13 protein-coding genes are annotated in these 17,677 nt (G+C 73.3%); 4 read left to right on the plus strand and 9 right to left on the minus strand.

Features of this window, described 5'->3' with window-relative positions; all coding sequences use genetic code 11:
• Nucleotides 1-85 precede the first annotated feature (85 nt).
• Nucleotides 86-1,954 carry a helicase-associated domain-containing protein gene (locus tag IF55_RS31115; RefSeq protein ID WP_030888079.1) on the minus strand — a complete coding sequence of 623 codons (1,869 nt, stop codon included), beginning with the start codon at nucleotides 1,952-1,954 and terminating at the stop codon, nucleotides 86-88.
• Between the two features lie 128 nt (nucleotides 1,955-2,082).
• Between IF55_RS31115 and IF55_RS31120 the strand changes: the two genes are divergently transcribed.
• Entirely contained in the window at nucleotides 2,083-2,370 is a 288-nt protein-coding gene (locus IF55_RS31120) for a DUF6343 family protein (protein WP_030888082.1), read from the plus strand.
• An 80-nt stretch (nucleotides 2,371-2,450) separates the two neighbouring features.
• Here IF55_RS31120 and IF55_RS31125 read toward each other — a convergent pair whose 3' ends face one another.
• The 3 genes from IF55_RS31125 to IF55_RS31135 form a co-directional block, all read right to left on the minus strand.
• Nucleotides 2,451-2,822 (minus strand): tetratricopeptide repeat protein, encoded by a 372-nt coding sequence (locus tag IF55_RS31125; protein ID WP_030888085.1) that lies wholly within the window; start codon nucleotides 2,820-2,822, stop codon nucleotides 2,451-2,453.
• 171 nt (nucleotides 2,823-2,993) lie between these two features.
• Nucleotides 2,994-3,614, minus strand: coding sequence for a dephospho-CoA kinase (coaE, locus tag IF55_RS31130; protein WP_030888088.1), 621 nt, complete (start codon nucleotides 3,612-3,614; stop codon nucleotides 2,994-2,996).
• A gap of 25 nt (nucleotides 3,615-3,639) precedes the next feature.
• Nucleotides 3,640-4,584, minus strand: coding sequence for a PAC2 family protein (locus IF55_RS31135; protein WP_030888089.1), 945 nt, complete (start codon nucleotides 4,582-4,584; stop codon nucleotides 3,640-3,642).
• Nucleotides 4,585-4,816: 232 nt separating this feature from the next.
• On the opposite strand from IF55_RS31135, the gene IF55_RS31140 reads away from it, so the two are divergent.
• Entirely contained in the window at nucleotides 4,817-5,848 is a 1,032-nt protein-coding gene (locus tag IF55_RS31140) for a right-handed parallel beta-helix repeat-containing protein (RefSeq protein WP_030888092.1), read from the plus strand.
• A 102-nt stretch (nucleotides 5,849-5,950) separates the two neighbouring features.
• Here the strand turns inward: IF55_RS31140 and rpsA are convergent, their stop codons facing one another.
• Nucleotides 5,951-7,462, minus strand: coding sequence for a 30S ribosomal protein S1 (gene rpsA / locus IF55_RS31145; RefSeq protein WP_030888093.1), 1,512 nt, complete (start codon nucleotides 7,460-7,462; stop codon nucleotides 5,951-5,953).
• A gap of 351 nt (nucleotides 7,463-7,813) precedes the next feature.
• On the opposite strand from rpsA, the gene IF55_RS31150 reads away from it, so the two are divergent.
• Both IF55_RS31150 and IF55_RS31155 read left to right on the plus strand, forming a co-directional pair.
• A complete protein-coding gene (locus IF55_RS31150) occupies nucleotides 7,814-8,617 on the plus strand; it encodes a class I SAM-dependent methyltransferase (RefSeq protein WP_030888096.1) in 804 nt (267 codons plus the stop codon).
• 118 nt (nucleotides 8,618-8,735) lie between these two features.
• On the plus strand, nucleotides 8,736-11,450 hold the full coding sequence (locus tag IF55_RS31155) for an ATP-dependent RNA helicase (protein WP_063764075.1): 2,715 nt from the start codon (nucleotides 8,736-8,738) through the stop codon (nucleotides 11,448-11,450).
• A gap of 101 nt (nucleotides 11,451-11,551) precedes the next feature.
• On the opposite strand, the gene pgfA is transcribed toward IF55_RS31155, so the two are convergent.
• The 4 genes from pgfA to polA form a co-directional block, all read right to left on the minus strand.
• On the minus strand, nucleotides 11,552-12,547 hold the full coding sequence (pgfA, locus tag IF55_RS31160) for a cell envelope lipid trafficking protein PgfA (protein WP_030888102.1): 996 nt from the start codon (nucleotides 12,545-12,547) through the stop codon (nucleotides 11,552-11,554).
• 119 nt (nucleotides 12,548-12,666) lie between these two features.
• On the minus strand, nucleotides 12,667-12,801 hold the full coding sequence (locus IF55_RS38915; protein ID WP_106980508.1) for an SPW_0924 family protein: 135 nt from the start codon (nucleotides 12,799-12,801) through the stop codon (nucleotides 12,667-12,669).
• A 157-nt stretch (nucleotides 12,802-12,958) separates the two neighbouring features.
• On the minus strand, nucleotides 12,959-14,836 hold the full coding sequence (locus tag IF55_RS31165; RefSeq protein WP_030888105.1) for a lytic transglycosylase domain-containing protein: 1,878 nt from the start codon (nucleotides 14,834-14,836) through the stop codon (nucleotides 12,959-12,961).
• Nucleotides 14,837-15,013: 177 nt separating this feature from the next.
• On the minus strand, nucleotides 15,014-17,674 hold the full coding sequence (gene polA / locus IF55_RS31170; protein WP_211270063.1) for a DNA polymerase I: 2,661 nt from the start codon (nucleotides 17,672-17,674) through the stop codon (nucleotides 15,014-15,016).
• Nucleotides 17,675-17,677 lie beyond the last annotated feature (3 nt).

Genomic DNA, 17,677 nt, shown 5'->3' on the forward strand with positions numbered 1-17,677 from the left:
CCGTCCGCCGTGCTCTCCGAGCCCGTTTCCCGTGTTGTCCGAGCGGTTCCCGAGTCTACGGAGGGGCACTGACAATTCGGCCGGCTCAGCCCCGCAGCAGCCGCTCCGCGAGGGCCAGCGGCTCGGCGGCCCTGCGGGCGGCGGGCAGCGGCGCGGGGGCCTTCGAGCGGTGCGCGGCGGCCCGCTCGACGACCGTCGTACCCGTCTCCGCCTCCAGTACGGGCGCGTATCCGGCCGCCCGCAGCGTCCGCAGGACGGTCTCCGGGGGTTCGGCGGCGACCAGGACCGTCGCGGCGATGGCCCGCAGGCCCAGAGCGCGCAGCTCGCGATGGGCGGCGAGCTCCCGCACCAGCGCCTCGTCGTCGGAGCGGAGGCAGCACGCGGTGCGCACGACCCGTACCAGGCCGTGCGTACGGGCGGTGTCGCCGATCAGGTAGGTCAGGGGCTGCGGCAGCGATCCCGAGGCGGACGCGGCGGTCAGGTCGACGAGCAGCGCGTCCGGCGTGTGCCCGGCGTCCAGGGCGCGCCGCACGGACGCGGCACTGAACCTCCAGGTCACGGCGTGCCCCTCGGATTCACGGTCGGCACAGGCGCCGAGGAGGTCCGCGAGGGCGGCCGACGGCGCGCCGGGGGCGACGGCGGTCAGGTCGGCCTGGAAGTGGGCCTTTTCGAGCGGGGGCGGCAGGAGGCGGTCCAGTTCGGCGCGGAGCGCGTCGGGGCCGGCGAGCAGCGCCCGGCCGAGCGGGGTGAGCGTCCCGTGGGCGACGACGCCGAGGAACGCCGCCTCGTCCAGGGTGTGCGCCGAGCGCTCCGCCGCCATCGGCCGGCCGGTGACGGCGAGCGGCCGGTACCAGTCCGCGACATGGAGGAGCCCGTCCAGGGCCCGCGACGGCTCCTCCGGCAGCGGGGGCGCCGGGACGGCCGCTCCGGTCCCTTCGGGGAGCGCGGCGAGGGCTTCCAGCAGCGCCCTGCGCAGGGGCGCCGCGTACCGGTCGTCGTGGCCGCGTACGAGCGTGGCCGGCGGCTCCCCCGGCGCTCCCAGGGTGGGGATCGCGCGCAGCTCCGCCCAGGCCGTCAGCACGGGCGCCAGCCGCTCCCCCGCGGGCCGGGTCAGCCAGTCGTCGTACGCGGCGGTGGGCAGCGCCGTCGTGCCGTCGCGGTTCCGGCTGAGGGCGATCAGCCCGGCGGCCTCGGCCGTGTCGAGGAGCAGCCGGGCGCGGTCCTCGCCGGTGCCGGCCGCTTTCGCCAGGCGCTTGATCTCGCGGACGGCCAGTCCGCCCGATTTCCGCAGCGCCGCGGGGCGCTCGGCGAGCGCGGCGAGGAGCCGGTCCAGGGCCGACGAGAGGGCGGTCGCGGCGGCTCGCGTCTCCATGCCGACCAGGGCGGGGTCCGTCCGCGTCAGGGCGTCGGGCGCGGGTCGCGGCGCGTCCCGGGTGAAGTCCTTCAGGTCGAGGCCGCCGAGAAGCTGCGGGACGCGGGGCGGTACGACGGTCCGGCCGTCCTCGGCGGGCGCGGCGAGCCCGTCCTCGTACAGCGCGCTCAGCGCGGCGGTGGCGGCCTCCCTGTCGGGCCCGGGGCCGCCGGCGCCGAGTTCCGCGTACGCCGCCTCGGCCGGTACGGGCTCGGCGGCGAGCTGCGGGAAGGACAGGCTGTGCGACATCAGCGCCTCGAAGCCGGCTCCCGAGGGGGGCGCGGGCGGCCGGGGCGGCGCGTTCTCCTCGGCGAGCCGCTGCCCGGCGCGGGCGATGGCGGCGAGGAGCTGGAGCCGGGGCCGGTCGAGATGGAGGACGAGGTGGTGGACAGTCTCGTACGACCAGAGGGCGGTGGCCAGCCCTCGCAGATGGGTGGGGGCGGGCCGGTGGGACAGGGGTTCGCGGTGCCGCGTCAGGAGGTCCGCGAGCTGTTCCGGGGTGCGCTGTCCGAGCGCGCGGGCGAGGGTGTCGAGGCCGTCCATGGCCCCGACCCTACTGGCCGCCGCGACGCCCGATGACGCAGGTCGCAGGCCCATGGGAGGGCGCGGGCGCGGTGGCGCTTTGCCGGGGCCGGGATCGGGTGGATGCTGGTAGCAGGAGATGCGTGGTCATGCGTACGGGCAGTGAACCGATGCAGGCACGCAGCCCGCTCAGGCTCAGGTGCGGGCTGGCCGTGTTCGGACTGGCGTGCGCCGTCGCGGGGCTCGTGCTCTTCATGGAGTTCGACCGTCCGGGGTGGGCGGTCGCCTGTGGGGTGCTCGCGGCCGTGACGGCCACGGACCTGCTGGTGGTCGTGCGCCATATCCGGCAGGGCCCCCACTACCAGCCGGGGCGGGACGTCCCGCCGTACGACCCGGCCAAGGGCCCCGGGCGCGGGCGGCGAAGCAGTTCCCGGTAGCCCTACCTCGCTGCCCCCGCGCCGTCAACCGCTTCCGAGCACCACTGCTCGCCGCCCCGGCCGCGGGGATCGCTTGAGCGTCAGGCCGCCCCGTCGTCGAAGCGGGCCGCCTTGATGAAGTCCGGCCGAGGATCGAGCGCCGCCGCCAAGCGGAAGTGGCGGGTGGCCTCGGTGGGCCGCCCCCCGCGCTGGAGCGTGCGGGCCAGGGCGAAATGGGCGAAGGCGTTGTCCGGTTCGCGCTCCAGGACGAGCTGGAATTCCAGCTCGGCGGGGCGCAATTGGGCAGAGTCGAAGAAGGCGCGGGCGCGCAGCAGGCGGGCCGCGGTGTTCTCGGGGTGGGCGGTGATGACCGAGTCGAGGAGCTTGACGGCTCCGCGCGGATCGCGGGCGGCCAGCAGTTGCTCCGCGGCGCGGTAGTCGATGACGTGGGTCTCGGGCGTCGGCTCGGACACGTGCCGTTCTCCTTCCTGGACACCAACCATCGGTCGCGGGCCCGGACGGGACTGTCGGATACGGCGCCCCCGGGGCCCGCCCGCGGACATACGTGATCACGGCGTACGCCCCTCCCAACACGGAAGGGTCCCGGCCTATTCCGGCCATGGTCGCGCGCTGCTCCGCCGGCGCTACCGCGGTGCCGGTCCCGACAGCGCCTCGGCCCGCTCCACCAACTCCGCCCAGACCTCGCGGACCTGCGGCTCCAGAGCTTCGCGCGGACCGTCGTTGTCGATGACGAGATCCGCGACCGCCAGCCGCTCCTCGCGCGTCGCCTGGGCCGCCATACGGGCCCGCGCGTCCTCCGGGGTCATGCCGCGCAGCCGTACGAGCCGGTCGAGTTGGGTCCGCGGCGCGGCGTCGACGACGACGACGGCCTCGTAGAGCGGCGCGAGTCCGTTCTCGGCGAGGAGCGGCACGTCGTGGACGACGATGGCGTCGGGGCCCGCGGCCGCCTCCAGCTCCGCGGAGCGGGCGCCCACCAGGGGATGCACGATCGCGTTGAGGGCCGCGCGCCGCTCCGGGTCGCCGAAGACGATCGCGCCCAGGGCGGGCCGGTCCAGGGAACCGTCGGGGGCGAGCACCTCGGGCCCGAACTCGGCGGTCACGGCCGCGAGTCCCGGCGTGCCCGCCGCCACCACCTCGCGCGCGATCTTGTCGGCGTCCACGATCACCGCCCCATAGGAGGCGAGGAGCCGCGACACCTCGCTCTTGCCGGCGCCGATCCCGCCCGTAAGGCCCACCTTCAGCATGCGGGACACGCTATACGGCCGGGGCTCACTGGCCCCCGTCGCCCTCGCGGTCGGCGAGGAAACGCTCGAACTCCGCGCCGAGTTCGTCCGCGGAGGGCAGTTCCACGGGCTCCGCGACGAGGTTGCCGCGCGCCTCGGAGCCCGCCACGGCGTCGTACTGGTGCTCAAGGCCCCGTACCAGCGCGACGAGTTCCTCGTCGCCCTCGCCGATCTGCCGTTCGATCTCCTCCTGGGTGCGCAGCGCCTCGGTGCGCAGGGAGTGCGCGGCGCTGGGCAGGACGAGTCCGGTGGCGGCGGTGACGGCCTCCAGGGCGGTGAGGGCCGCGTCGGGGTAGGAGGAGCGGGCCACGTAGTGCGGGACGTGGGCCGCCACTCCGAGCACGTCGTGGCCGGCCTCCATGAGGCGGTATTCGATGAGCGCCTCCGCGCTGCCGGGGACCTGCGCCTCCTCGAAGAAGGCGGTGTGGCCGGGCATGAGGTCGGTGCGGTTGCCGTGCGGCGTGACGCCTACGGGGCGCGTGTGGGGGACGCCCATGGGGATGCCGTGGAAGTTGACCGACAGCCGCACGCCCAGGCGCTCGACCATCTCGCGTACGGCCGCGGCGAACCGTTCCCACTCGACGTCCGGCTCGGGGCCGGTCAGCAGCAGGAAGGGCGCGCCGGTGGCGTCCTGCACCAGGTGCAGCTCGATGCGGGGCGTCTCGTACGCGGTCCAGCGGTTGCGCTGGAAGGTGAGCAGCGGGCGGCGGGCCCGGTAGTCGACGAGCCGGTCGTGGTCGAAGCGGGCGACGACCTGGTGCGGCAGGCCGTCGAGCAGCCGCTCCACGATCTGCTCGCCCGTCTCGCCGGCGTCGATGTAGCCGTCGAAGTGGTAGAGCATGACCAGCCCCGCCGAGTCCTGGGCGAGGGCCAGGTCGGCTACGGCGAGCCCCTTGGGCTCCCATTCGTACAAACCCTGCGGATCCAGCACAGTGACCGCTCCTCCTCGTGTTTCCGCCGTGAACAACACCGGGCGCGGGCCGGCCATTCCCGCGGGGCGCTCCTGGGGTCGCGGCGGACTGCCTGGTACCGGCGCGGCCCGATCCGGTGCATCGCGCATGCGTCCCAGCGGGTTGACGGTGCGTCAGGCAGGCCCTAGGTTCGCGAACCGCCGCACGGATTCATATCCACGCCCCCCGTTCACATACAGGAAAGGATCTCGAATGCGTGCCAGACCGCTCCTGATGGCCCCCACCGCCGCTCTGCTCGCCGCCGGCGGCCTCATGGCCGTCACACCGGCCGCGAACGGCGCCCCGGCCGGTCGTGCCCCCTCCGCCGCCCCCTCTGCGTCCTTCTCGTCCTTCCCGTCGCCCTCGTCCGTCATCTCCGTCTCCACCGCGACCCAGCTCAAGTCGGCCCTCTCCGCCGCCAAGCCCGGCGACACCATCCAGCTCGCCGACGGCACGTACAGCGGGAACTTCAAGACCACCGTCCACGGCTCCGCGTCCGCCCGCATCACGCTCACCGGCTCGCCGAAGGCCGCGCTCACGGCCGGCGGCGGCTACGGGCTCCACCTCAACGGGGCCTCGTACTGGACGGTCAAGGGCATCACCGTCACCGGCGGCCAGAAGGGGATCATGATGGACGGCGCCGACGGCGTCGTCATCGACTCGGTGACCGTCCACGGCCTCGACATGGAGGGCGTGCACTTCCGCAAGTCCAGCCGCGACGGCCTCATCAAGAACTCGAAGATCTACGACACCGGCAAGGACGGCCAGGGCATGGGCGAGGGCGTCTACGTCGGCTCGGCGGGCGGGCTCTCCGACAAGAGCGACAACGTGGAGATCCGGTCCAACACCATCGGCCCGGACGTCCGCGGCGAGAACATCGACATCAAAGAGGGCACCACCGGGGCGAAGATCTCCGGCAACACCTTCGACGGCAGCGGCCTCAGCAACGCCAACTACGACGACTCCTGGGTCGACGTGAAGGGCAACGGCGTGCTCGTCGAGAACAACACGGGCACCCGCACCAGCAACGACGGCTACCAGACGCACACCCAGCAGTCCGGCTGGGGCTGCGGCACCGTCTTCCGCGGCAACAAGTCCGACCTGAACGGCGCCAAGGGCTCCTCACGGCTCGCCATCAACATCACCAACTACGACGCGAGCGGCTGCAAGGCCACCGTCTACGCGAGCAACACCGTCTCCGGCGGCAAGGGGCTGACCAACATCAAGGTCACCTCCGGCGGCTGAGCGCCGCCCCGCCCCTGGTCGGGCGCATGAGTAAGGCCCGCTCCCCCTTGGGGAGCGGGCCTTACCTCAGTCAGCTACGACTACCGACCGTGGAGCGGAGCGTCAGCTCTGGCCGCCGGCCAGCTTCTCACGGAGCGCGGCCAGGGCCTCGTCCGACGCCAGGGCGCCGGAGTTGTCCGCCGACTCCGAGGAGTACGAGCCACCGGAGGCGTTGCCGCCGCCCGTGCCGGCACCGGCGGCGGGAGCCGCGGCACCCTCGGCCGCGGCCTGCTCGTCGGCCTCGCGGGACTTGATGACCTGAGCCTGGTGCTGCTCGAAGCGCTGCTGCGCCTCGGCGTACTGGGTCTCCCAGGCCTCACGCTGCTGCTCGTAGCCCTCAAGCCAGTCGTTGGCCTCGGGGTCGAAGCCCTCGGGGTAGATGTAGTTGCCCTGGTCGTCGTAGGACGCGGCCATGCCGTACAGGGTCGGGTCGAACTCGACCACGGACGGGTCGGCGCCGAAGGACTCGTTGGCCTGCTTCAGCGAGAGGCTGATGCGGCGGCGCTCCAGGTCGATGTCGATGACCTTGACGAAGATCTCGTCGTTGACCTGGACGACCTGCTCCGGGATCTCCACGTGGCGCTCGGCCAGCTCGGAGATGTGGACCAGGCCCTCGATGCCCTCGTCGACGCGGACGAACGCACCGAACGGAACGAGCTTGGTGACCTTACCCGGGACGACCTGACCGATCTGGTGGGTCCGGGCGAACTGCTGCCACGGGTCTTCCTGCGTCGCCTTGAGGGACAGGGACACGCGCTCGCGGTCCATGTCCACGTCGAGGACCTCGACGGTGACTTCCTGACCGACCTCGACGACCTCGGAGGGGTGGTCGATGTGCTTCCAGGAGAGCTCGGAGACGTGCACCAGACCGTCGACGCCGCCGAGGTCCACGAACGCGCCGAAGTTGACGATCGAGGAGACGACGCCGGAGCGGACCTGGCCCTTCTGCAGGGTCGTGAGGAAGGTCTGACGGACCTCGCTCTGGGTCTGCTCCAGCCAGGCACGGCGGGACAGGACCACGTTGTTGCGGTTCTTGTCCAGCTCGATGATCTTGGCTTCGAGCTCCTTGCCCACGTAGGGCTGGAGGTCGCGGACGCGGCGCATCTCGACGAGAGACGCGGGCAGGAAGCCGCGGAGGCCGATGTCGAGGATGAGACCACCCTTGACGACCTCGATGACGGTACCGGTGACGATCCCGTCCTCTTCCTTGATCTTCTCGATCGTGCCCCAGGCACGCTCGTACTGAGCGCGCTTCTTGGACAGGATGAGCCGACCTTCCTTGTCCTCCTTCTGGAGAACCAGGGCCTCGATCTCATCGCCGACCTTGACGACCTCGTTCGGGTCGACGTCGTGCTTGATCGAGAGCTCGCGGGAAGGGATGACGCCTTCGGTCTTGTAACCGATGTCGAGCAGGACCTCGTCCCGGTCGACCTTCACGATGACGCCGTCGACGATGTCGCCGTCGTTGAAGTACTTGATCGTCTCGTCGATCGCGGCGAGGAAGGCTTCCTCGTTACCGATGTCGTTGACCGCAACCTGCGGGGTGGTGGCGGTGGTCTCGGTGCTGCTCGTCATGTGGGAAAGGGCTCCGGTACGGACAGTGAGTCGTAGGTACTGCTACGCCGTGAGCCGGTATCGCACTGCCGAAGCCGGACAGCCTTAGAAGCGCACCTTCCGGAGAACCGGAAGCGCCTCGACAACCGAGGGGACATACAACAAGTGCGAGCGCGACCTGCTCCGTCTGAGGTGCGCAGGCCCGCAGCGCAACTTGTAGCATACGGGGGCAGCCGGGCACGGTCAATGCGCGAAGGCGCACACCCAGGACAGAACATCCCATACCTGGCACAACCCATGTTCAGCGAGGCCACAAGGGTCGTGCCGCGCTCCGCGCCACCGGCCCGAACGAAGGGTACGACGGGCGTCACGATGATCCAAGAACAGGAGCCGGAGGCCGTCCGGCGCACCGCCGGAGCGACCGAGAGCAGCCGGGCCAGCCGGGGCTGGTGGGACCGCAACGCCGACGAGTACCAGCGGGAGCACGGCGGGTTCCTCGGCGACGACCGCTTCGTGTGGGGCCCGGAGGGGCTCGACGAGGCCGAGGCCGCGCTGCTCGGCCCGGCCGCAGACCTGAAAGGCCGCGACGTCCTGGAGATCGGCGCGGGCGCGGCCCAGTGCTCCCGCTGGCTGGCGGCGCAGGGCGCGCGCCCGGTCGCGCTCGACCTCTCGCACCGCCAGTTGCAGCACGCGCTGCGCATCGGCTCCGCGTTCCCCGTGGTGGAGGCCGACGCCGGGGCCCTGCCCTTCGCCGACGAGACGTTCGACCTCGCCTGCTCGGCCTACGGCGCCGTCCCCTTCGTCTCCGACCCGGTACGCGTGATGCGTGAGGTGCGGCGAGTGCTGCGGCCCGGGGGCCGCTGGGTCTTCTCCGTCACCCACCCCGTCCGATGGGCGTTCCCCGACGAGCCCGGCCCCGAGGGGCTCTCCGTCGCCGCCTCGTACTTCGACCGCACCCCCTACGTCGAACAGGACGAGCACGGCCGCGCCGTCTACGTGGAACACCACCGGACGCTGGGCGACCGGGTACGGGACGTGGTGGCCGGCGGCTTCCGCCTGGTCGACCTCGTCGAGCCGGAGTGGCCGGCGTGGAACGACCAGGAATGGGGCGGCTGGTCCCCGCTGCGCGGCAACCTCATCCCCGGCACGGCCATTTTCATCTGCGAGCGCGACTGATCCGGCCGTACGCGACCGGGGAGCCCTTCCGGGCGGTGCGGAGGGTTGTCCACAGGAGGGTCCGGGCGGTTGTCCACAGGGCTCCTGCGCCGCGCGGACGCGCTGCGAAGATGAACGGGTGACCATCCGGACTGACGCGATCGACCGACTGCCCGTACGCACCGTCGTGCCCGCCCTGACCGAGGCCCTGGACGGGCACGGGGTGGCGGTGCTCTGCGCGCCGCCCGGCACGGGCAAGACGACCCTCGTGCCGCTGGTGCTCGCCGGGCTGGTCGGCGGCGGGCCCGCGCGCCGGGTGATCGTCGCCGAGCCGCGCCGGATCGCGGCCCGGGCCGCCGCCCGCCGGATGGCGTGGCTGCTGGGCGAGAGCGTCGGCGAGCGGGTCGGGTTCACCGTGCGGGGCGAGCGCCGGGCGGGGCGGCGCACCGTCGTCGAGGTGGTGACGACGGGTGTGCTGTTGCAACGGCTGCAACGGGACCAGGAGTTGGCGGACGTCGACGCCGTGGTGCTCGACGAGTGCCATGAACGGCATCTGGACGCCGACACCACCGCCGCCTTCCTGCTGGACGTACGGGCCGCCCTCCGGCCCGAGCTGCGCCTGGTGGCGGCTTCGGCGACGACCGACGCCGAGGGCTGGGCCCGGCTGTTCGGCGGCGCCCCTGTGGTGACGGCGGAGGGCGTCTCCCATCCCGTGGAGACCGTCTGGGCCCCGCCGCCGCGCCCCGTGCGTCCGCCGCACGGCATGCGGGTGGACCCGGCTCTGCTGGAGCACGTCGCCGCGGTGGTGCGCCGGGCGCTGCGCGAACGGGACGGGGACGTGCTGTGCTTCCTGCCGGGCGTCGGTGAGATCGGGCGGGTCGCCGGCCTGCTGGGCGGCGCGGAAGCGCTCGGCGCGGAGGTGGCGCAGGTGCACGGCCGCGCCCCGGCCGCCGTGCAGGACGCCGTTCTCGCGGGCGGGGCCGGGCGGCGGGTGGTGCTGGCGACCTCGGTCGCGGAGTCGAGCCTCACGGTGCCGGGGGTGCGGGTCGTGGTGGACTCCGGGCTGGCCCGCGAGCCCCGTACGGATCACGCGCGCGGGCTGAGCGCGCTCACGACCGTACGGGCCTCCCGTGCCGCCGCGCGCCAGCGGGCCGGCCGGGCGGGGCGCGAGGCGCCGGGCACCGTCTACCGCTGCTGGGCGGAGGCGGACGACGCGCGGCTGCCGCGCTTCCCCGCCCCGGAGATCACGGTGGCGGACCTGACGGCGTTCGCCCTGCAGGCCGCCTGCTGGGGCGATCCGGACGCGTCGGGTCTCGCCCTGCTCGACCCGCCCCCGGCGGGCGCGCTGGCCGCCGCCCGGGAGGTGCTGGGCGCCATCGGCGCCGTGGGGGCGGACGGCCGGGCCACGCGGCGGGGCGTCCGGATGGCCCGGCTGGGGCTCCATCCCCGGCTCGCGCGGGCCCTCCTGGACGGCGCGCCGGAGATCGGCGCGCGCCGGGCCGCGGAGGTCGTGGCCCTCTTGAGCGAGGAACCGCCCCGAGAGTACGGCGACGACCTCGCGGGCGCCTGGCGGGCCGCCCGCCGGGGCGGCGACGGCTACGGCGCGCGCTGGCGCACGGAGGCGCGCCGCCTGGAAGGCGCTCTCCGCGACAGGCCGTCGCCGTCCGACCCGCCGGAGGGGCCCGGCCCGGGCCCGGGGGCGGCGGACACGGCCGGGGACCCCGGATCAGCGGGTGCGGGCCGCGGCGCCCGTACGGACACGAGCGCGCGTAGGGGCGGCGGGGCCCGTACGGGCGTCGACGCGGGTACGGGCGCCGGGGTCCGCGCGGGCGTCACCGGGGGCTCGGGTTCCGGTGGGGACACCGGGCTCGCCACCGATGACGTGGCCGCCGGGCTCGTGGCGGCGCTGGCGTTTCCGGAGCGGGTGGCTCGGGCTCGGGGTTCGGGCGCGTATGTGATGGCGTCGGGGACCGGCGCGGAGCTCGGGGACGGGTCGCGGACGCGCAGCGCGGCGTGGCTCGCGGTGGCCGTCGCCGACCGGCCGGTGGCGGCGGCGTCCGCGCGGGTGCGGCTCGCCGCCGTGATCGACGAGCACACGGCCAGTACCGCCGCCGCGGCGCTGCTCTCGGAGAGCGAGGAGGTCGGCTGGGACGAGGAGCGGCGGGATGTCGTGGCCCGCCGGGTGGAGCGGCTGGGGGCGATCGAGCTGGGGGCGCGGCCGTTGCCGGGGCCGGACCCCGCGCGCATACGGGCGGCGCTGCTGGACGGGTTGCGGCGGGAGGGGCTGGGGCTGCTGCGCTGGACGGCCGAGGGGACCGCGCTGCGCGAGCGACTGGCCTTTCTGCACCGCCAGTTGGGCGCGCCGTGGCCGGACGTGGGCGACGCGGCGCTGCTGGACCGGGTCGACGACTGGTTGGGGGACGAGCTCGATCGTGCGCGGAAGCGGTCCGACGTGGAGCGGGTGGACGCGGGGAAGGCGCTCGCCCGGCTGCTGCCGTGGGCGTCGGGGGACGCCGTTCGCCTCGACGAACTGGCCCCCGAGCGGATCGAGGTGCCGAGCGGTTCGCGCGTCCGCGTGGACTACGGGGGTGATCAGCCGGTGCTGGCGGTGAAGTTGCAGGAGCTCTTCGGCTGGCAGGAGGCGCCGCGGGTCGCGGGCGGCCGGGTGCCCCTGCTCGTGCATCTGCTGTCGCCGGCCGGCCGCCCGGCGGCCGTCACCGCCGATCTGGCGTCCTTCTGGAAGGACGGATACCGCTCCGTGCGGGCCGAGTTGCGGGGCCGCTACCCCAGACACCCCTGGCCCGAGGATCCGGCGGCCGCCGTGCCGACGCGGCGTACGAACGCGCGGCGCTGACCCCTGCCCGGCGCCACGCGCGGGATTCACGTCGCCGGCCGGACGCGCGGCGTCGAGCAGGCGGGCATGGGGCGCCGATCAGACGGGGACGGGGTCGCCGATCAGGCGGGGACGGGTTCGGGGTCGGGGGCCGGGTCCTCGGCCGGGGCGGTGCCGGAGCCCGGGCGGCGGGAGCGGGCTTCGAGGACGAGGGAGAGGGTGAGGAGGAGGCAGCCCAGTCCGAGGAGGCCCCAGGGGAGGTAGCTGGTGAGGAGGAGGACGAGGACCCGCTGGGACGTGACGAGGTCGACGGTGGAGTCGACGTAGTCGGGCCGCATCTTCACATGCCCGGCGAAGGCGGTGATCGGCTTCTTCTCGGGGTGGCCGATCCAGCGCATCTCCTCTTTGTGGAGCTCTTCGCCGTTGACCGGGGCTCCGGTGACGGGGTCGACCCAGAACATCCGCTTGGTGCTGTACCAGCGCTCCAGGCCGGTCTGCTTGACGACCTCCGGGGTGACGCCCAGCGGCATCTTCTTGGGCAGCGGGACCTTGGTCCAGGGGATGGTCTGCTCGAAGTAGTAGACCTCCAGGCCGTGGAAGGTCCGGGTGCCCCGGTAGTGGATGGGCGCGGAGGTGCGGGTCTGCATGTCGAAGTACTGGTAGTCGCGCTTCTCGGTGAGGAAGGGCCACTTGTACTCGATGCCGTCGCGGCGCACCGGCGTGCCGTCGACGCTCTCGCCGCCCGCGTGCACGGGCTCCTGGCTGTGGGCGTCGAAGACGTAGCGTTCGGGGATGCTGGAGACCATCTTGCCGTCGGGGCCGACGATGTAGCTGAGGGTGTCCCAGACGACGACGTCGCGGCCGGTGGCGTCCTTGACCTTCTTGGCCTGTTCGACGTTGCCCTTGAGGGTCTGGACGATGTTGACCTTGGAGACCTTTCTGGCCTCCATCTTGTTGTAGTCGATCAGGTCGGCGTTCTTGGCCTCCATGACGACCGACTGGTACTGGCTGGGCGGGACCTTCGCGAGCCGCGGGAAGGCGTACCAGCGCAGCAGGGGCGAGAGGGCGGCGCAGAAGACGGCGGCGGCGAGCAGGACGAGGCTCGCTCTGCGGCGCATCCCGCCGCCTCGGGTGCGGCGTTCGGCCGGGGGACCGGGTGGTGCGGCTTCCCGGTGGTGCGGGGGCTCCTGGTCGGCCCCGGGTGGCACGGCGCGGCGCATGGCGGTGCGGCCCTCCCTCAGGGGTGTGCGGGGACGGTGGTGAGCAGGGGTTTGGGGGAGGTTTCGCCGCTGGGCATGCCGATGGCGGTGATGGCGAGGACGAGCGCGAGGGCGGCGGCCAGTCCGATGGCCGCGGCGATGAGTGCGCGCATGCTCGGCCTCCCGGTTGCTGATGCGGCGTCAGGGCGGGGGCACCGTAGCAACGGAGAGCCGAGATGAGAACACGTTGCACCGCCCTGTGCCGCCCGGATCGCATCCGGGCGGCACAGGGGCGGGTACGTGCGCGGGGCGGCGGGGCGTCCCGGTGGGTCAGTGGGCCGCGGGTGCGGTGACGGTCAGCTCGATGGTCAGCACCGCGCCGTCCGCGGTGGTGAGGCGGAGCTGGAAGGTGCCGGTGTGGCCGTCGGCGAAGATCTCCGGGAGAGTGAGGACGCCGTTCGCGTCCGTCTTGAGGCCGGAGAGGGTACGGATCGGCTTGGCGGTGTCCTTGCCCTTGCCGTCGGCGCCGGCCTTGGCGCCCTTGCCGCCCGTGCTGCCGCCCGTGCTCCCGGGCGCCTTGAAGTAGGGGCCCTTGTCGTTCTCCGCCGGCTTCCCCGGGCCCGGGGCGACCATCGTCGCGGTCACGGGCACGCCCGCCGCGAGCTTGCCCTGGTACGTGGCCTTGACGCCGATGCGCCCGGCGAAGGCGCCGCCCGCCTCGGCGGTGAGCGAGCCCGTGCCCGTACGCACCAGCGCGTCGGCCTTCGGGGTGGGCGCGGGCCGGGCGGTGACGGTCGCCGCGAAGTCGACGGCGGCGATCTTCTGCCCGGGGACGGTGGCCCGTACAGTGAACGCGCCGGGCTGCTCGCCCGCGCGGAGCTTCGGGGCGGTCGCGGTGCCGTCGGGGCCGGTGACGACCGTGGCGCGGGTGGCGTCGTCCGGGAACCGGGCCTTGGTCTCGCCGACGATCTCGTATTGGACGCGCACCCCGGCGAGCGGCTTGCCCGCCTTGTCCTCGGCCTTGACCTTGGGCCGCGCCGTGAACTCCGCGCCCGCCGTGGCCGTCAGCTCGCGCGCGCCGACGGCGTCGAGGCCGGCGGGCTGTCCGGGCGTGGGGGGCGGGGTCGTCGGGGGCTTCGTGGGCGGCGTCGTCGGGGGCTTGGGCTCGGGCGAGGGCTTGGACGGCACCTCGATGCCGCCGTGGCCGGTCTTCGGCGGGAGGGGCGAGGGCGAGGGGCTCTTGCCGTGGCCCCCGGCGCCGCCCTTGCCGCTCCCCGCGCCCTTGCCCGGGCCGGAGGAGCCCGTGCCGGAGGGGCGCGGGCTCGTGGCGCCCTTGCCGCCGGAGCCCTTGGCCGTGCCACCGCCCGTACCGGCGCCCGGGGTGGACTTCGGGAGCTTGGGCAGCACGCCGGTGCCGTCGGGCACCTCGTGCGTGCCTTCGCGGTAGTAGTCGAACCAGGTGCGGACCGTCTTCAGATACTCCGTCGAGTGGTTGTAGCCGAGGATCGCGAGATCCATCTTGGCCTCGTCCGACAGATCGCCGCCGACTCCGCACAGGTAGTAGCCCGTGCTGAGCGCCGCGTCGTAGATGTTGTTGGGGTCCTTGACGCCGTCGCCGTTGCCGTCCCGGCCCCATATCGCCCATGTCGAGGGGATGAACTGCATGGGGCCGACCGCGCGGTCGTGCTCCGAGTCGCCGTCGTACTTCCCGCCGTCGGTGTCCTTGATCAGCGCGAAGCCCTTGCCGTCGAGGACCGGGCCGAGGATCGGCCGCAGGGTCGTGCCGCCCTCGTCGACGGCGCCGCCGTTGGCGTGGCCGGACTCGACCTTGCCGATCGCGGCCAGCAGTTCCCAGGGCAGGTGGCAGCCGGGCTTGGCGTCGCTCAGGTGCGACTCGGCCCTCTTGTAGGCGTCCAGGACGGTGGCGGGGATGCCGGCTTCCGGCGAGCCCGTGCCCGTACCCGTGCCGGAGGACGGGTCGGGCGAAGTGCCCGGCTTGGTCGGGGTGTTCAGGGGCGGCAGGTCCGTGTGGTAGGGCGAGCCGCCGTCGATCGGCGGGCCGGGAGGCGGTGTCGCCTCCGCGGCGGGGTCCGTGCGCTGCACGGCGAACCCGGGCGCCTGGGAGGCCGTCATCGCGGCCATCGCCGCCGCGGCCACCGCGGTCGTCGCGGCCCCCCTGCGCAGTCGCCGACCGAACTTCGCTGCCATCCGTCTGTCCCCTCCGTGGGCGATGCGGCGCTCCCCCGCGTGTCAACGCAGGTGACACTACGGCAACTTCCTGCCCTCAGCCACAGGATCGGCGCGGCCCGGACGGGCTGCCGCGACGGCCGCCCGCACCCCGCTCACGGAGCGGGATACGGGCGGCACATTCCGTACCGGAACGGGTCAGTGCGCGGCGGATTCCCAGTCGGCCCCGACGCCCACCGACACGTCCAGCGGGGCGCGCAGTTCGACCGCTTGGGACATCTCGCGACGGACCAGCTCCTCGACGCTCTTCCGCTCGCCCGGGGCGATCTCCAGCACGATTTCGTCGTGCACTTGGAGCAGCATCCGGGAGGCCAGGCCCTCGGCGGCGAGGGCCGCGTCCACCCGGAGCATCGCGATCTTGACGATGTCCGCGGCGGTCCCCTGGATCGGCGCGTTGAGCGCCATGCGCTCCGCCATCTCGCGGCGCTGGCGGTTGTCGCTGTTCAGATCGGGGAGGTAGCGGCGGCGGCCGAGGATCGTCTGGGTGTACCCCGTGGCCCGCGCCTCCTCGACGACGCGCTGGAGGTAGTCCCGCACCCCGCCGAACCGCTCGAAGAACGTGTCCATCAGCCGGCGCGCCTCGTCCGGGGCGATCCCGAGCTGCTGGGACAGGCCGAACGCGGAGAGGCCGTACGCCAGCCCGTACGACATGGCCTTGATCTTGCGGCGCATCTCGGGGTCGACGTCGGACTTGGCGACGCCGAAGACCTGCGAGGCGACCGTGGTGTGCAGGTCCTCCCCGGAGGTGAACGCCTCCAGCAGCCCCTCGTCCTCGGAGAGGTGCGCCATCACCCGCAGCTCGATCTGGCTGTAGTCGGCGGTCAGCAGGGACTCGTAGCCCTCGCCGACGACGAAGCCGCGGCGGATCGCCCGCCCCTCGTCCGTACGCACCGGGATGTTCTGCAGGTTCGGGTCCGTGGACGAGAGCCGGCCGGTGGCCGCCACGGTCTGGTTGAACGTCGTGTGGATCCGGCCGCCGCCGGGCGAGATGGTCTTGATCAGCCCCTCGACCGTGGAGCGCAGCTTGGACTGCTCACGGTGGCGCAGCATGATCACCGGGAGTTCGTTCTCGGTCTGCGCCGCGAGCCACGCCAGGGCGTCCGCGTCCGTGGTGTAGCCCGTCTTGGTCTTCTTCGTCCTGGGCAGCGCCAGCTCCCCGAAGAGGACCTCCTGGAGCTGCTTGGGCGAGCCCAGGTTGAACTCGTGTCCCGCGGCGGCGTGCGCCTCCTGGACGGCCTGCTGCACCGCGCCCGCGAACTGCTGCTCCATCCGCTCCAGCCAGCCCCGGTCCGCGGCGATGCCCGCCCGCTCCATCCGGGCCAGCAGCGCGCTCGTCGGCAGCTCCATGTCCGTCAGCAGCTCGGCGGCGCCCACCTCCCGCAGCCTGCCGGTGAACGCCTCACCGAGGTCGAGGACCGTACGGGCGTGGCCCATCAGCGCGTCCGCCTCGGCCTGCTCGTCGGCGCCGAACGCGAGCTGCCCGCTGTCGGCCGCCGCCGTCGGCAGCTCACGGCCCAGATACTCCACGGACAGGGCGTCCAGGGCGAAGGAGCGGCGGCCCGGCTTGACGAGATACGCGGCCAGCGCCGTGTCCATCCGCACGCCCGCCACCGACCAGCCGTGCTCCGCGAAGACCCGCATCACGGCCTTCGCGTCGTGCATCACCTTCGGCTTGGACTCGTCCGCCACCCACGCCGCGAACGCCTTGTCATCCGCCTCGTCGAGCTGCGAGGGGTCGAACCAGGCGGCGGGCCCCTGCGCGGTGGCCAGCGCGATCTCGCTGACGCTGCCGCTGCCCAGCGCCCAGGCGTGCACCGTCGCCAGCCCCAGCGGCCGCGCGCCGTGCTCCGCCAGCCACGGGGCGAGCCCGCCCGGGCTCAGCACCGCGCCGTCCAGCTCGACACCGGCCTCGGGCGCCGCCTCCTCCGCCGCCACGGCGCCCGGGTCCACCGCCAGCAGCCGGTCCCTGAGGCCCGCGTTGCGGATCTCCAGGCCCTCCAGGAAGACCGTCAGCGCCTTCCGGTCGTACGGCTCGCGGGCCAGCTCCAGCGGCCCGCACGGCAGCTCCACGTCGAAGACCATCTCCGTCAGCCGCCGGTTGAGCTTCACGGCCTCCAGGTGGTCGCGGAGGTTCTGCCCGGCCTTGCCCTTGACCTCGTCCACCCGCTCGACCAGGTCGGCGAACGAACCGAACTGGTTGATCCACTTCGCGGCGGTCTTCTCGCCCACCCCCGGAATGCCCGGCAGGTTGTCCGACGGGTCGCCGCGCAGTGCCGCGAAGTCCGGGTACTGCTCCGGTGTGAGCCCGTACTTCTCGAACACCTTCTCCGGCGTGTAGCGCGTCAGCTCCGAGACGCCCTTCGTCGGATACAGCACCGTGACGTCCTCGGTGACGAGTTGGAAGGAGTCACGGTCGCCCGTGACGATCGACACCTCGAACCCCTCCGCCGTCGCCTGCCGCGCGAGCGTCGCGATGACGTCGTCCGCCTCGAAGCCCTCCACCGCGAACCGCTTCGCGCTCATCGCGTCGAGCATCTCGCCGATCAGCTCGACCTGCCCCTTGAACTCGTCCGGGGTCTTCGAGCGGTTCGCCTTGTACTCGGGGAACTCCTCGGACCGCCACGTCTTGCGCGACACGTCGAACGCCACCGCGAAATGCGTAGGCGCCTCGTCGCGCAGCGTGTTCGCCAGCATCGACGCGAAGCCGTACACCGCGTTCGTCGGCTGGCCCGTCGAGGTCGTGAAATTCTCCACGGGCAGCGCGAAGAACGCCCGGTACGCCATGGAGTGCCCGTCCATCAG

The organism is Streptomyces varsoviensis (genome assembly GCF_000718635.1).
GTDB lineage: Bacteria > Actinomycetota > Actinomycetes > Streptomycetales > Streptomycetaceae > Streptomyces > Streptomyces varsoviensis.

What these genes read in the sequence shown, in the direction of transcription:
- rpsA (WP_030888093.1), bottom strand. Translation starts at nt 7,462, where the DNA reads ATGACGAGCAGCACCGAGACCACCGCCACCACCCCGCAGGTTGCGGTC.
- IF55_RS38915 (WP_106980508.1), bottom strand. Translation starts at nt 12,801, where the DNA reads ATGCGCGCACTCATCGCCGCGGCCATCGGACTGGCCGCCGCCCTCGCG.
- pgfA (WP_030888102.1), bottom strand. Translation starts at nt 12,547, where the DNA reads ATGCGCCGCAGAGCGAGCCTCGTCCTGCTCGCCGCCGCCGTCTTCTGC.
- coaE (WP_030888088.1), bottom strand. Translation starts at nt 3,614, where the DNA reads ATGCTGAAGGTGGGCCTTACGGGCGGGATCGGCGCCGGCAAGAGCGAG.
- IF55_RS31115 (WP_030888079.1), bottom strand. Translation starts at nt 1,954, where the DNA reads ATGGACGGCCTCGACACCCTCGCCCGCGCGCTCGGACAGCGCACCCCG.
- IF55_RS31140 (WP_030888092.1), top strand. Translation starts at nt 4,817, where the DNA reads ATGCGTGCCAGACCGCTCCTGATGGCCCCCACCGCCGCTCTGCTCGCC.
- IF55_RS31150 (WP_030888096.1), top strand. Translation starts at nt 7,814, where the DNA reads ATGATCCAAGAACAGGAGCCGGAGGCCGTCCGGCGCACCGCCGGAGCG.
- IF55_RS31165 (WP_030888105.1), bottom strand. Translation starts at nt 14,836, where the DNA reads ATGGCAGCGAAGTTCGGTCGGCGACTGCGCAGGGGGGCCGCGACGACC.
- IF55_RS31120 (WP_030888082.1), top strand. Translation starts at nt 2,083, where the DNA reads ATGCGTACGGGCAGTGAACCGATGCAGGCACGCAGCCCGCTCAGGCTC.
- polA (WP_211270063.1), bottom strand. Translation starts at nt 17,674, where the DNA reads ATGGACGGGCACTCCATGGCGTACCGGGCGTTCTTCGCGCTGCCCGTG.